This is a genomic window from Pseudaminobacter soli (ex Li et al. 2025), from assembly GCF_029892515.1.
GTDB classification, from domain to species: domain Bacteria; phylum Pseudomonadota; class Alphaproteobacteria; order Rhizobiales; family Rhizobiaceae; genus Pseudaminobacter; species Pseudaminobacter soli_A.
In genome coordinates, this window is sequence record NZ_JARXVF010000001.1 from 191578 (window position 1) to 204686 (window position 13109).

Here is a 13109-nt window from a genome sequence, read left to right on the forward strand (position 1 = left end):
CCTGCCATCGCGGAGGCCGGGCTTATCGCGCACACATCAGGAATGCATGAAGGCCACAGAAGGCGGCAACGCGGGGGCGCCGGCGCGCGCCCCCCTAGTCATCACAAAAGGGCTGGAAGCTGCCTTGCTGAAGACCGGCGCGGGCGGGTCGAGCTCGATCACGCCCACCGTCTCGCCGGCGTCGAAGGAGAGCGAAGCGTTGAACTTGCGCGCCAGCGCCTTCATCGCCTGGTTCTGCGGATGGGTAGTGACCAAGAGCCGCGTGTAGCCGAGCCAGCGCGCATTGGCGATCAGCCGCTCGAACAGGCTTCCGCCGATGCTGCGGTGCTGAAGCTCGCGCTCGACGCTGAAGGCGATCTCGCCCGTCGGCTCGTCGATTTCCGGCCGCTCGTGCAGTTCGGCCGCGCCGAGCACACGGTCGTCCTCGACATAGCCGATGACGGTCGTGCCCTTTGCAAAGCAGCGATCGGCATAAGCGGTGACGAAACTGTCGTCGGCAAAGCCGTTGAAGCGGTCGCGCCGGCTTTCGGTGTCGAGGCGCAGCAGATGCTCGCGAAAACGCGGTAGATCCGATGGCCTGAGTTGCCGGATGATGCCCGTGAGCGGGGCCTGGGGGGATGCAGACTTCTGCATGTCGTACTCCTCGTGGGCTCCTCCCTCGAGTCTACGACTACGAACACCGCCAATATTGTGCACTGCAACACGAAATGCAAGCTCGTCTTACGTAAAAGTCAATTGTGGAGCGGGTTTCATGGCAGCTATTCCCTGAGCGCAGGGCTGCCCGGCCCCACGAAAGCAGCCGCCGCCATAAACTTGACAAACATGGGAAAGTATTGTCGTTTCCAGTCTGGAATTATTCCAAACTGTACGCCATATTCGGTATGAAGAGTACCGATCCCTGCTGATCGAGTCGATTGCAGTGCCAGTACTGGCCGGAAATTTCGTGCGAGCGCATTGCGCATGCATGATCCGGGCAGCATCGCGAAGGAACAACCATGCGGCTCACGCGCCAGACAAACTACGCGATACGCATCCTGATGTATTGCGCCGCCAACAACGACCGGCTCAGCCGGATTCCCGAGATTGCCCACGCTTATACGGTGTCGGAGCTGTTCCTGTTCAAGATCCTGCAGCCGCTGGTCGAAGCTGGGCTGGTGGAGACGGTTCGCGGGCGCCATGGCGGCGTCCGGCTCGGCCGCCCGGCCGACAAGATCACGCTGTTCGACGTGGTGCGGGTGACGGAAGAGAATTTCGCCATGGCCGAATGCTTCGAAAACGACGCGGCCGACTGCCCCCTCATCGACAGCTGCGGCCTGAACTCGGCCCTGCGCGAGGCGCTGAACGCCTTCTTTGCGGTGCTCGCCAAGCACACGATCGACGACCTGATCAAGGCGCGCCCCAATGTCCGCGCACTGCTCGGCATCGACGAACTCGCCGAGCGCCGCGCGCCGGCTGCGTAAGTCGACCTATCGCTGGAAAAACAAAGGCCGCAGCCCCTTCGGGCGCGGCTTTCTTGTTTTGAAGGCGAATGCGGCGCTCTAAACCAGCGCCGACTGCGGCAGGACAAAGGGCGTATTGCCGGCCGGAAGCCTGCCCACTTTCAGGCGGCACTCGAAGACTTGCGAAATCAGATCGTCGCTCAGCACTTCTTGTGGGGTGCCGGCCGCCGCCAGTCGTCCGCGATGCATGACGAAGATGCGGTCGGCATACATCGCCGTCAGATTGAGGTCGTGCAGGATCGCGACCACGCCACCACCGCGCAGGGCGAAGTCGCGAGCGATGTCCATGATGATCAGCTGGTGCTTGATGTCCAGGCTGGAGACAGGCTCGTCGAGGAACAGGTAGCGCGGCTTGCCGTCCAGCACCGGCGACCAGACCTGGCAGAGAACGCGGGCAAGCTGCACGCGCTGCTGCTCGCCGCCGGATAGCTCCTGGTAGTAGCGGCCGGCAAAACCGTCGAGGTCCACGCGCGCCAAGGCACGCTCCGGGAGATTGCGCTCCTCACCGGCCAGCGCTCCGGACCGCCCGCTCATCAGGCCGAGTTTTACGATCTCATGCACCGTGAACGGGAACGACAGCACTGTTGCCTGCGGCAGCACGGCGCGCATCGAAGCCGTCTCCCATGGTTTTAGCCCGGCCATATCGCGGTTGTTGATTACCACGCGGCCAGAACATGGAAGATCGCCGGAAAGCGCCTTCAGGAACGTGGTCTTGCCCGACCCGTTGGGCCCGACGATGGCCGCGATCTCGCCCGGGCGCACCTCGAAATTGACTTCGGAGATGATGCGCCTGGAGCCGATGGAGGCGGAAATATTTTGGGCTTCGATCATGGCTGCACTCAAAGGTCCAGGAGCCCGCGCTTGCGCAGCAGGATCCACAGGAAGAATGGTCCACCGACGGCGGCGGTAATGATGCCGATCGGCAATTCGGCCGGTGCGACGATGGTGCGGCTGACTGCATCCGCAAGCAGCAGTATGGAGGCGCCGAGCAGCGCCGAAGCCGGCAGCAAATAGCGGTTGTCCGGTCCGATGAGCAGGCGCAGCAGATGCGGCACCACGATGCCGACGAAGCCGATGCCGCCGCTGACCGCGACCGAAGCGCCGGTGGCCGCAGCAACGGAGACGATGGCAACGTTCTTGAACCGTTGCATGGGAATGCCGAGATGGTGTGCCGCCGCCTCCCCCAGCGCCAGCGCATTCAAGCCCCGCGCCATGAACGGCGAGGCGATCAGCGCCAGCGCGATGATCGGCCCGGCGGCCGCAATCTTGGTCCAGGTGGCCCCGGCGAGCGAGCCGAGCCCCCAGAACGTCAGGTCGCGCAGCTGCCGGTCGTCGGCGAGATAAACCATGATGCCGGAGAACGCGCCGGCCATGGCCCCGAGCGCGATGCCGGCCAGGAGCATGGTGGCGATGGAGGTCTGCCCTCGTCGCGTAGCGACGCGATAAAGAACCATCGTCGTGGCAAGACCGCCGGCGAAGGCAGCAAGTGGCAGGGTGAAGATGCCGAAGATCGCCAGCAGCGGGCCGAGCACGGTGCCGCCCAGAACTATCACGACGATGGCGCCGAGCCCGGCACCTGCGGACACGCCGACCAGGCCCGGATCAGCCAGCGGGTTGCGGAACAGGCCCTGCATGACCGCGCCCGAAACGGCGAGCGCCGAGCCGATCAGCACGCCCAGCACCACGCGCGGCAAGCGAATGTCATAGACGATGATGCGGTCGCGCTCGGACAGTGCCGAGCCGTCTGACATCGACGGAAACAGCCAGTCGCGCGCGACGGCCAGCGCCGAGGCGTCGGACGCCCCGGACGCCAGGCTCAGCAGCACTGTCACGCCGAGCAGAACTGCCAGAAGGACGATCGCGAATTTCGCGCGCGCCGAACGGTCGCCCGCCGACGCGCGCCTCTCCATGTTGCCGACGTTGCCGGCCACGCTGTCAACCACGGTACGCTCAGCCCTTGATCTGGTCGCCATAGAGCGCAGTCGCAAGATCGCGGATGGCGCCTGCCGTGCGCGGACCGAAGCCCAGCAGATAGCTGCCATCCATGCGGATCAGCGCCTTGGTCTTGGCCGCGGGGGTCGAAGCAAGACCGGGATGCGCAAACACCTCGTCTGCCGCCAGCACGTGGTCGCCGCCGCCACGATCCATCATCAGGATCACGTCAGGCCTGGCTGTCAGCGCGGCCTCGTCGGTCAGTTGCTTGTAGCCGTTCACGCCCTCCATCGCATTCACGCCGCCGGCAAGCTTGATGATGCCATTGGCGGCCGTGTGGTTGCCGGCAGCAAGGATCTTGCCGCCCTCCATGCTGAGGATAAACAGCACGCGCTTGCGCTCGCCGACCTTGGCGGTGAGTTCCTCAGCCGCCTTCAGGTCGGCGTCGATGGACTTCGCCAGCGTCGCGGCCTTGTCGTCCACGCCCAGTGCATGGCCGACGATGCGCACCTTGTCGAGAATGCCCTGATGGTCGAAGGCCTCGGGCACCTCGATGTAGGTCACGCTCGCCTTCTTGAGCACGTCGACAGCCTCTTTCGGCCCGCTGCCTGCCAATGCGAGGATGCCGGACGGATTGACCGACAGCACGTTCTCGGGCGACAGTGCCCGCATATAGCCGACGTCGGGCAGCTTCAGCGCGCTTTCCGGATAGGTGCTGGTGGAGTCGCGCGCGACCAGCCTGCCCTCCTCACCCAGCGCATAGACGATCTCGGTGATCGAGCCGCCAACGGCCGCGATGCGGGAAGCATCCGGAAATGCGGTCTTGCCCTCCTCGGCCTGCGCCACGCTGAGCGAACCAAGCGCCAGCGCAACACCAATCGCGGCAACCCGCATGGAACGGCTGAATATCGACATGCTCTTCATCCTCACGCGGCGGCCGCCGTCAGGCGCGGCAGACTCTCGGCGATTTCGCGCCATTCGACGCGCTCGTCCTGGCCCTCCTTGCGCTTGCCAAAGAACTGGATGACCAGCTCGCCCTTGGCGTCATAGGCTTCCAGCGAGGTGACATGGCCGTCCGTGGTCGGCTTGCGCACCACCCAGAGTTCCTGGACGTGATCGGTCCGGAAATGCAGATGGAAAGTCTCGTCGAAAATGTTGATCCAAGGCCCCATCGGCTTGACGTTCTGGATCGGCCCCGAATGGATCTGGATGCAGCCGTCATTGCCGACGAAGCACATGATCGGCACCTGGGTCTCGACAGACTTCTCCAGCATGATCGTCAGCGCATCGTTCTCGACCCGCCAGGCGTAATCCTCGCCGACCATGTGCAGCGCCTGCTGGCGGCCGAGCTTCAGGGTGCGCAGCATGCCGAAGAACTGGTGCGTGTCGGTGAGCTTGCTCCAGCGGTCGCGCAGCTCTTCCACCGTCGCGGTCGTCTCGATGACGGGCGCCTCGACGACATCGGTGTCGTCGATGTCGAGGGTGCCGCTCTGGTCCTCCGAACGGAGCTTTTCGACCAGCTGGTCATAGGCCTCGACATTGGAGGACGGACGCAGATGCACCTTGTGCACGGCCGTTCCCGCCTTGTCGAAGAACTGGAAGCTGCGGCGCACATCATCGCCATCGCGCTTTTCGACCGCAAAGCCGAAGGCCCAGCGTTTTGGGAAAATGCGCAGGTCGATATTCTCGCCCAGCGCCATCGCCGTCTGGTCACTGGTGACGACCTTGTCGTAGACGCCGATCTTCTCGTGCACCGCACTTTCATTGCGGGTCAGCGCCATCACCTCGCCCACGGCCTCCAGGCCAGTCAGCAGATCGTTGACGCGTGGCTCAAGGCGCACGACGCCCTCGCCGACATGCGCCGCGACCAGCTCAGCCTCGGAGACGCCGAGCTGGCTGGCGAGATCGCGCTCGCGCATCTTCGGATTTTCGGCTCTCGCCAGACGGATTTCGTGCGGCGCGGGCTTTACGCGAGCATCCATGATTCAGACCCCCTGATACGGAATTACTTGTTGAGAATGAGCTTGCCCTGACGGGTAATTTTCAGCCGGTACAACGACCCATGATGATCGATGCCGATCTCGTGCTCGCCCTCGAAGAGCGCAGCACTAGAGACCGTACGGATCGACAGGAGCGACGTTTCCTGCCGTTGGCCCGACTCGACGACGGGCTTCCTTGCACGGTGGTTAAAAGCGTCCTGATGGTGGCTGTTCATGGTCGGTAGACCCCTTGTTTGCCGCTGCCTTGCGTCACCGATTTCGTTGTCCACCGATCGGGTCGATGGGCGCGAAATCAAACTTGACTCGATCAATCATGTTATCTAGTCAGTGCAATACCGGAGTAAACGAGTCAAGATTTAAAACGCTCCGGTTCGAATGAAAGTGCCAGCCAGCCTCCAGGCCAGCCCGCATCAGCAGACACTGGAGAAGCAAGGGTATGGGGCTGTTGGCTCATGAAGTGGGGACTCCGTCGGGCGACGGAGCAATGAAGTTCAGGCTGGGCGCGATGCGCGCCACAGCCTTGATGGCGGGCGTCGCGGCCATTTCCATCGGCGTGGTTTCAGCCTCGGCGCAGGAAGCCGGCAACCAGGCGCAGAATCAGGAAACGACCGAACAGGCAGCGCAAGAGAGTGGCGACGGCGTCACGCTTTTGGACAAGATCACGGTCGTCAGCCGCACCGACGAGAGCGCCATCGACGCAATGGCGTCGGTCAGCCATGTCGATGCCGAGTCGATACAGCGCCGCATGGCGACGACCCAGCAGGGCGTGCTGTTCGGCGTGCCGGGGGTGGCGGCGCAGTCCGACGCAAACCGCACCGCCTCCAGCATCAACATCCGCGGCCTGCAGGACTTTGGACGCGTCGCGGTCATCGTCGACGGCGCGCGGCAGAATTTCCAGCGCTCCGGCCACGGCACGCAGTCGATGTTCTGGCTCGATCCTGAGCTGGTCAAACAGGTCGACGTCATCCGCGGCCCGGTGGCCAACACTTACGGCTCGGGCGCAATCGGCGGCGTGGTCTTCTACGAGACCAAGGACGCCGAGGATTTCCTGCGAGACGGCGAGACCTGGGCAGGCTCGGTCAGCGGCATCTATGAAACCAACGGCCATGGCTGGACCACCAGCGCGACCGGCGCCTATCGCTTCAACGACGCCTTCGACGTTTTGGGCAATATCGTCTATCGCGACTACGGCAGCTACAAGGATGGCGGCGGCGACACCGTTCCCGGCACCGGCTTCGACGTGCTGAACGGCATGCTCAAGACCACCATCCGCCCGACGGAGAACAGCGAGCTGAAGCTCGGCTGGGTCGGCGCCAATGACAGCTGGACCGAAGGCGCGAACGCCTATGACATGGACGTCAAGCAGAACACCTTCACCGGCCGCTACAACGTCACCGACGACGAAAACAGCTGGCTCGACCTCCACATCAACGCCGCCTACAACAAGACCGACCTCGGCCAGACCTATCTGAAGGACGTCAACCAGTTCGATTCGACCACCGGCGCGCCGATCGTCGTGCCCGCCGGCTCGCAGACGACATACGACCTCGGCACCTACAGCTTCGACATCTGGAACACCTCGCGCTTCGACACCGGCTTTGCCAGCCACGAGCTGACCTATGGCGGCGACTGGGTGAGCGACGACGTCGTCACCGCAAATGCCGGCGGCGGCATGGATGTCTACACCCCCTCGGGCAAGCGCCGCGTGTCGGGCGCTTATATCCAGGACAAGCTCACCTATGAGTGGCTCGAGGTCATCGGCGCGCTGCGTTACGACAGCTACAAGCTCGATGGCAACTCCGGCGCGGCCTCGGGCGACCGCCTGTCACCGCGCATCACGGTGGGTGTGTCGCCCTTCCAGGAAGGCACGCTGCAGGGCCTGCAGGTCTACGGCACCTATGCCGAAGGCTATCGCTCGCCGACGATCACCGAAACGCTGATCAGCGGCCTGCATCCGTCGGGCGTGAAATTCCCGTTCCTGCCCAATCCGAACCTCAAGCCCGAGACGGCAAAGACCTGGGAATTCGGCATCAACTACAAGCAGGACGGCTTCATCCAACCGGACGACGCGCTGCGCCTCAAGGCGGCCTATTTCAACAACGACGTGGCTGACTATATCGGCGGCGCGACGCTGTCGGCCTACGATCCGACGAGCGGCTGCCCGCGCGTGACCGGCGCGATCCCGATCTGCTACCAGTACCAGAATTTTGCCAACGCCAAGATCAGAGGGTTTGAGCTTGAAGGCGTCTATGACGCTGCCTGGGGCTTCCTCGGCCTGTCGGCGTCGATCATCGACGGCTACACCGTGTCCTACAAGGGCGAGCAGGAAGACCTGGCCACCATCCCCTCCTCGCAGGTCACCGGCCAGCTCGGCTTCCGCTTCCTGGAGGACAGGCTCGTGCTCGGCGGCGAGGTCCAGTACAACGGCGCGCCGAAGGGCAACAACTACGCCTCGGACTACACGTTGGTGAACGCGTTTGCCACCTACAAGGCGACGAACGACCTCAACGTGAACTTCCGCGTCGATAACATCTTCGACGTCAAATACACCAACCCGCTGAACGCCAGCACCACAAGCGCGCTCTATGAGCCCGGCGTGACGTTCAAGCTCGGCGCAACCATGCGTTTCGGGGGCTGATCATCGGTCACTGACGACCGGCATGGCGCCCCGCTCACGTCATGCCAACCCTGGCCGGGCGTCCGCGCCCGGCCATTTAATCTCTGACTTACCGACAAACTGGCTGCCCGGCCGACCCAAAGGAGATCGACCCATGTACATCGCAATGAACCGCTTCAAGGTCCAAAAAGGCTCGGAAGAGGCGTTCGAGAACGTCTGGAAGAACCGCGATTCCAGCCTTGCCGAGATGAAGGGTTTCAAGGAGTTCCACCTGCTGCGCGGGCCGGTCAACGAGGAGGAAGGCTACACCCTCTTCGCTTCACACGCCGTGTGGGAAAGCCACGATGATTTCGTTGCCTGGACCAAGTCGGAGAACTTTCGCGCGGCCCACAAGAATGCCGGCAACAACAAGCCGCTCTATATCGGCCACCCTCAGTTCGAGGGCTTTTCGGTCGTCGAAGGCGCGTGAGGCCAACCGGCGATGGACTACGCGCGCACCATTCCAGTCCTGCCCTCGCCCGACATCAAGGCGAGCCGCGACTTCTATCGTGACCAACTCGGCTTCGCGGTCGTGCAGCCCGAGATGGACGACTATCTGATCGTCCGCCGTGGCGAGATGGAGATCCACTTCTGGTACACGCCGGACCTGGCGCTGCCGCCGGTGTCGTCCTGCTACATCCGCGGCGGCGAGGTGCCGTCGCTACATGCCGAGTTTTCGGGCCGCGGTGTCGAAAAGCTCAGCCCCTTCACCGTACGGCCGTGGAACATGAAGGAATTCTATATCCACGACCCGCACGGCAACCTGCTGCGCTTCGGCTGCGCGCCCGAAGAGGTGTGAACCACGATCAACGGGCGTTCATGGATCGGGCGTGGCGCGATCCTTGAATGTCGGCCGGCCTCAGCCGCCTGCGGCCGCCCGGCGCGCGCAGGATGCCCAGCGCAGCACGCGGCACGGAAAGCTCCATACTGCGCGCCACAGTGCTCGCCACCGAATTGCTGTTCTGCGTCAGGAACGAATAGCGCAGGCCCGCGGCCGCAATTCGCTCGGCCATTTCCACCCCGGCCCGCCATCTCGCCGCAACCTCGCCATACCCCGCTTCGAAAAGCGGCACGGTGCGCGAGGTGGGCCGCACATAGAACTCCGGATAGAGCCGCGGGTTGCGCCGCGCATAGTCCGTCTGCACCGCCGTCAGCCGACTGAAGGCCGCCGCATAGTTGAAACTGCCGTCGGGATTGCTGGCTCCGCCGTTGATTTCGAACAGCGGCCTACCCTCCTCGTCCGTCCAGACGAGGAAGTTGTGGTTCGCCACATTGGCAAAGCGCGGGATCGGATAGGAACCGAACAGGATGCGGTGGTTCATCGGCGTGGCTTTTCGACGGAATTTCGGAACGAAATCCTGTCTATTCGTTTCGCCAGCTAACACAACGTATGGCTAATCAAAGTTCGGTTATCACAATTGCCAACTTGCCAGCCGGCTAACCCCGTCGCGCGACGAAAATGCCCGCCAGCACCACGGCGCCGCCAATCGCCTGCATGGGCCCGATGGCCTCACCCAGGATCAGCCAGGCCAGGATCGCAGCCATCACCGGCTGGATCAGCAAGGTGAGCGATGAGAAGGCCGGCGGCAGCCATGCCAGCGCATAGATGATCAAACCCTGCCCGCTTGCATGTGTCATCCACGCCAGCCCCAGCAGCATCGCCCAGGCAAAAAGCGTCTGCGGCCAGAAGCCTGTCTCGAAGACCAGCGCCATCGGCAGGATGAAAACCGCAGCCGAGCCCGTGGTCCAGAGCATGGCGGTCAGGGTCGAGAACTGGCTGCGCAGCCGCGCCAGCGAGAGCATGTAGCCCGCATAGAATATGGCCGCCACGATCGCGACGGCGTCGCCTGCCATGTTGCCGCCCGTAAATGCGGCAGGCCCGCCCTTCAGCACCACGACGCCGACGAGCGCGAGGAACAGCCCCGCCATGAAGGTCCCGCTGATGCGGGTCCGGAACAGAAGCCAGCTGGCGAGCGTCACAAATATGGGCGCCATGTTGGCCAGCAGCGTGGCATTGGCCACCGACGTCATGTGAAGCGAGATGTGCCAGGCGGCCAGGTCGCCCGCCAGCATGAAGCCGGGCACGATCAGGGCCAGCCTGTCCTTGAGACCGGCAGGGCGCCTTTCCGTCTGCACGCTGCCCGACGTCGCGCCCGACCAGATCAGCAGCGGTATCATGGCCAGCGCCACGCGCCAGAAGGCCGTGGTCAGCGAGCCAACTTCCGACAGCCGCACGAAAATGGGCGAGCAGCCGATGGTGGCAGCGCCCAGGATCAGCGCCGTCAAGGCAAGGCGCTGCGACGCCGAAGTGGCACTCGTTACGGTCGTTGCGCTGCTCATGTTGGAACCTAGTTGGAAATCAATGTCGGCCGCAGGCCGCTTGGCGCCTACATAGCGCCGCGCTTCGGACATGCGTTTAGCCAAGACCGGCAAAGCGGGGGGCCAGCGCTTTTCGTCCCAAATGAAAGAAGACGCCGCTTTGGACGGCGTCTTCGGGAGTTTCCGGCAGCACCAAGCGCCGCAAAAGATCATTCGTAGTCGATCACGCCGTCCAGCGCGTAGTGCTTCACCGTCTTGCGGTTGGCGATCAGCTCGTCAACCGTCGGCTTGCCGGTCATGGCGCGCGAGATGGCGATCTTGGTCGCCTCGTAGTTGGTGCGGTAGAGATCCTTCTTGTCGAGGTTTTCGTCCTCGGCGCAGCGAGGATCGAGCCAGATCATGATGATCATGCACAGCTCGTCGGCCTCGTCCTTGGGCAGGATACCTTCGGCCAGGCAATCGACGATGGCGTCGCCGGTGGCCGCCTGCACGACGCCGCCGAGCAGTTCCGCATAGGCCATGTTCTTGATGGTGACCTTGGTGGTCATCATCGTGGCCGGACGCACGAGCTGGTTGAGGTCGCGCACCACGAACATGCGCGTGTGGCCCTTGGCCTGGCCCATCATCGAAGCGAAAGCCTGGCCCACGGGGCCCTTCACCGAGCCGATCAGAACCTCGGGCATGGCGTCCGTCGCCTGCCCCTCGGCGGCCAGAACCGTCGCCTCGCCCGTGCGAAACCAGATGTCAGTCATTGCGGAATCCCTTTCCTCGTTTCCGGGCGGAGCTTAGCGATTCATTCCGCCGGGTCTAGTTGCCAAAGCGACTCGTCGTGGCGGTTACGGGCAGGGATTGCCGACGCGCTGGTGGATGTCGTCGACCGCATTCTGCATTTCCTCGGTCCATGCCACATCGGCCGAATCGAGCGCCATTTCGAGCTGCGGCAGCGAGGTCGCGCCGATGATGTTCGAGGTCACGAACCAGCGGCTGGTGACGTAGGCATTTGCAAACAGCGCCGGCTCCATGCCGAAGTTGCGCGCGAGCTCGTTATAGGCGAGCAGCGCTTCGGCCGCATAAGGCGTCTCGTAGCGCTGGCCGCGGTCGAACAGCGTGGTGCGCGCGCCTTCCGGACGGGCGCCGTGGTCGTATTTGCCGGTCAGATAGCCCTGCGCCAGCGGCGAGTAAGCAAGCAGCGACACATCCTCGCGCTCGCAGGTCTCGGCAAGGTTCACCTCATACGTGCGGTTGACGAGGTTGTAGGCGTTCTGCACCGAGGCCACGCGCGGGCCGACGCCGCGATCGCTTTCGGCGACGAAGCGCATGACGCCCCAGGAGCTTTCGTTGGAAAGACCGAGGTGACGGATCTTGCCCGCCTTCACCAGCTCGTCGAACACGGCCAGCGTCTCGTCAATCGGTGTCTCGTCCTCGGCGCGCTTGGTCGGCTCGGTGGCAATGCGCGTAGGATTCGAGCCCCAGGTGATCAGCCGGTCAGGGAAATGGATCTGGTAGAGGTCGATGTAGTCGGTCTGCAGACGCACCAGCGACTTGTCGATGGCATCGAGGATATCGGCGCGCACCAGCTTCGAGGGGCGCCCGCCCCTGAACCACTCGTTTGCCGTGCGACCCACCACCTTGGAGGCCACCACCACGCGGTCGCGGTTTGCCCGCGCCTTCATCCAGTTGCCGATGTAGCTTTCGGTGAGCCCCTGCGTCTCGGGCTTGGGCGGAATGGAATAGAGCTCGGCCGTGTCGAGGAAATTGACGCCGCGCTCGAAGGCGAGGTCCATCTGGGCGTGGCCCTCCGCCTCGGTGGTCTGCTGGCCCCAGGTCATGGTGCCGAGGCAGATTTTCGAGACGGAAAGGTCGGTGCGGCCTATGCGGCGCTTTTCCATAAAAGTCTCCGGAATGTCAGGCTGGCGCGTATGCGCTCGGGAAGGACGCGCATGCATAGCCGATGATCGGCCGGCACTCCAGAGTGGCATTAGCCAGCCGCATTTGTGCGACGCCAAGCGATTCCGCTTGGCTGCAAAATGCTCGAATTAGCGCTTGCCCGCCTTGGTCGCCCGGCGCTTGGCGTCGTCGATCAGCATGTTGGCCACCTGCATGCGCACCATGGCGCGCTGGCGCAGATGCGGCGCCACACGGTCCGGATGATTGTGGAAGGCGAATGTCCTGCGCAACCGGCTGAAGTCGGCGCTGGCCTTGGCGGCGGCCAGATTGAGCTCGCGGGCGATCGTCTCGGGATCGACCGACGGCAGTTCTTCCTGCGGTTCCGCGCGCTCGGCCACCAGTTCGTCGAGGCTGGACAGAAGGGCGGCGAATCCTGCCTCAAAGGTTTCGCTCGCTTCGCGGTATTCGGCCTTGGCAGCTTCCGCCGCAACCTTGATGCGGCCCGAATAGAGCTCGTCGGCGACTGCCAGATAGTCGAATGGAATCGTAGGCTTGGCTGGCGCTTCCTCAGCCATCGCCCGAGCGACGAAGAGGTCGTCGAGCAACGAAGCAAAATCGCTATCGGTGTTGGTCCCCACGATACTCTCCCTGTGCCGTCACCACGCGATCGGACTTGGCTCGGACACTATCCAGCGCTCGTTAAAAATGGCTTGGCGACAGCAAAAGAAATTTACTTGCCGTCCGTTCCATTCACAGTGCGCTTTGGTAGCACTTGAACGTCACGACCCTGCCGCAATCCCTTTGAGATACTAGCGG

General features: G+C 63.5%; 15 protein-coding genes. 4 read left to right on the forward strand and 11 right to left on the reverse strand.

What is annotated here, in order from left to right:
* Window positions 1-36: 36 nt before the first annotated feature.
* Window positions 37-633: a GNAT family N-acetyltransferase gene (locus M2281_RS00995; RefSeq protein ID WP_280819237.1), complete on the reverse strand. Its 597-nt coding sequence runs from the start codon at window positions 631-633 to the stop codon at window positions 37-39.
* Between the two features lie 362 nt (window positions 634-995).
* Between M2281_RS00995 and rirA the strand changes: the two genes are divergently transcribed.
* Window positions 996-1460 carry an iron-responsive transcriptional regulator RirA gene (gene rirA / locus M2281_RS01000; protein WP_280819238.1) on the forward strand — a complete coding sequence of 155 codons (465 nt, stop codon included), beginning with the start codon at window positions 996-998 and terminating at the stop codon, window positions 1458-1460.
* A 78-nt stretch (window positions 1461-1538) separates the two neighbouring features.
* Here the strand turns inward: rirA and M2281_RS01005 are convergent, their stop codons facing one another.
* The 5 genes from M2281_RS01005 to hemP are packed head-to-tail and all read right to left on the reverse strand — an operon-like array spanning window position 1539 to window position 5646.
* Window positions 1539-2330, reverse strand: a complete 792-nt coding sequence (locus M2281_RS01005) for a heme ABC transporter ATP-binding protein (protein ID WP_280819240.1) — start codon at window positions 2328-2330, stop codon at window positions 1539-1541.
* A gap of 8 nt (window positions 2331-2338) precedes the next feature.
* On the reverse strand, window positions 2339-3409 hold the full coding sequence (locus M2281_RS01010) for a FecCD family ABC transporter permease (protein WP_425537692.1): 1071 nt from the start codon (window positions 3407-3409) through the stop codon (window positions 2339-2341).
* 40 nt (window positions 3410-3449) lie between these two features.
* A complete protein-coding gene (locus M2281_RS01015; protein WP_280819242.1) occupies window positions 3450-4346 on the reverse strand; it encodes a heme/hemin ABC transporter substrate-binding protein in 897 nt (298 codons plus the stop codon).
* Between the two features lie 11 nt (window positions 4347-4357).
* Window positions 4358-5413, reverse strand: coding sequence for a hemin-degrading factor (locus M2281_RS01020; RefSeq protein ID WP_280819243.1), 1056 nt, complete (start codon window positions 5411-5413; stop codon window positions 4358-4360).
* 23 nt (window positions 5414-5436) lie between these two features.
* Window positions 5437-5646, reverse strand: coding sequence for a hemin uptake protein HemP (gene hemP / locus M2281_RS01025; protein ID WP_280819244.1), 210 nt, complete (start codon window positions 5644-5646; stop codon window positions 5437-5439).
* Window positions 5647-5915: 269 nt separating this feature from the next.
* Here hemP and M2281_RS01030 point away from each other — a divergent pair, with 269 nt between their 5' ends.
* The 3 genes from M2281_RS01030 to M2281_RS01040 all read left to right on the forward strand — a co-directional run bounded on the left by M2281_RS01030 (window position 5916) and on the right by M2281_RS01040 (window position 8886).
* Window positions 5916-8069 (forward strand): TonB-dependent hemoglobin/transferrin/lactoferrin family receptor, encoded by a 2154-nt coding sequence (locus tag M2281_RS01030; protein ID WP_280819245.1) that lies wholly within the window; start codon window positions 5916-5918, stop codon window positions 8067-8069.
* Window positions 8070-8202: 133 nt separating this feature from the next.
* Complete coding sequence (locus M2281_RS01035; RefSeq protein ID WP_280819247.1) at window positions 8203-8517, forward strand: antibiotic biosynthesis monooxygenase family protein; 315 nt, start codon at window positions 8203-8205, stop codon at window positions 8515-8517.
* A gap of 12 nt (window positions 8518-8529) precedes the next feature.
* Complete coding sequence (locus tag M2281_RS01040) at window positions 8530-8886, forward strand: bleomycin resistance protein (RefSeq protein ID WP_280819248.1); 357 nt, start codon at window positions 8530-8532, stop codon at window positions 8884-8886.
* A gap of 7 nt (window positions 8887-8893) precedes the next feature.
* Here the strand turns inward: M2281_RS01040 and M2281_RS01045 are convergent, their stop codons facing one another.
* The 5 genes from M2281_RS01045 to M2281_RS01065 form a co-directional block, all read right to left on the reverse strand.
* Window positions 8894-9409, reverse strand: a complete 516-nt coding sequence (locus M2281_RS01045; RefSeq protein ID WP_280819249.1) for a hypothetical protein — start codon at window positions 9407-9409, stop codon at window positions 8894-8896.
* A 115-nt stretch (window positions 9410-9524) separates the two neighbouring features.
* Window positions 9525-10427 (reverse strand): DMT family transporter, encoded by a 903-nt coding sequence (locus M2281_RS01050; protein ID WP_425537693.1) that lies wholly within the window; start codon window positions 10425-10427, stop codon window positions 9525-9527.
* Between the two features lie 188 nt (window positions 10428-10615).
* Entirely contained in the window at window positions 10616-11158 is a 543-nt protein-coding gene (fae, locus tag M2281_RS01055) for a formaldehyde-activating enzyme (protein WP_106724840.1), read from the reverse strand.
* 84 nt (window positions 11159-11242) lie between these two features.
* On the reverse strand, window positions 11243-12295 hold the full coding sequence (locus tag M2281_RS01060; protein WP_280819250.1) for an aldo/keto reductase: 1053 nt from the start codon (window positions 12293-12295) through the stop codon (window positions 11243-11245).
* A 147-nt stretch (window positions 12296-12442) separates the two neighbouring features.
* The gene (locus M2281_RS01065; RefSeq protein ID WP_280819251.1) at window positions 12443-12931 is read right to left on the reverse strand and encodes a hypothetical protein; all 489 of its coding nucleotides are present in this window, start codon (window positions 12929-12931) and stop codon (window positions 12443-12445) included.
* Window positions 12932-13109 lie beyond the last annotated feature (178 nt).

Coding starts and splice junctions, on each gene's coding strand:
- M2281_RS00995 (WP_280819237.1), bottom strand. CDS start 633: ATGCAGAAGTCTGCATCCCCCCAGGCCCCGCTCACGGGCATCATCCGG.
- rirA (WP_280819238.1), top strand. CDS start 996: ATGCGGCTCACGCGCCAGACAAACTACGCGATACGCATCCTGATGTAT.
- M2281_RS01005 (WP_280819240.1), bottom strand. CDS start 2,330: ATGATCGAAGCCCAAAATATTTCCGCCTCCATCGGCTCCAGGCGCATC.
- M2281_RS01010 (WP_425537692.1), bottom strand. CDS start 3,409: ATGGAGAGGCGCGCGTCGGCGGGCGACCGTTCGGCGCGCGCGAAATTC.
- M2281_RS01015 (WP_280819242.1), bottom strand. CDS start 4,346: ATGTCGATATTCAGCCGTTCCATGCGGGTTGCCGCGATTGGTGTTGCG.
- M2281_RS01020 (WP_280819243.1), bottom strand. CDS start 5,413: ATGGATGCTCGCGTAAAGCCCGCGCCGCACGAAATCCGTCTGGCGAGA.
- hemP (WP_280819244.1), bottom strand. CDS start 5,646: ATGAACAGCCACCATCAGGACGCTTTTAACCACCGTGCAAGGAAGCCC.
- M2281_RS01030 (WP_280819245.1), top strand. CDS start 5,916: ATGAAGTTCAGGCTGGGCGCGATGCGCGCCACAGCCTTGATGGCGGGC.
- M2281_RS01035 (WP_280819247.1), top strand. CDS start 8,203: ATGTACATCGCAATGAACCGCTTCAAGGTCCAAAAAGGCTCGGAAGAG.
- M2281_RS01040 (WP_280819248.1), top strand. CDS start 8,530: ATGGACTACGCGCGCACCATTCCAGTCCTGCCCTCGCCCGACATCAAG.
- M2281_RS01045 (WP_280819249.1), bottom strand. CDS start 9,409: ATGAACCACCGCATCCTGTTCGGTTCCTATCCGATCCCGCGCTTTGCC.
- M2281_RS01050 (WP_425537693.1), bottom strand. CDS start 10,427: ATGAGCAGCGCAACGACCGTAACGAGTGCCACTTCGGCGTCGCAGCGC.
- fae (WP_106724840.1), bottom strand. CDS start 11,158: ATGACTGACATCTGGTTTCGCACGGGCGAGGCGACGGTTCTGGCCGCC.
- M2281_RS01060 (WP_280819250.1), bottom strand. CDS start 12,295: ATGGAAAAGCGCCGCATAGGCCGCACCGACCTTTCCGTCTCGAAAATC.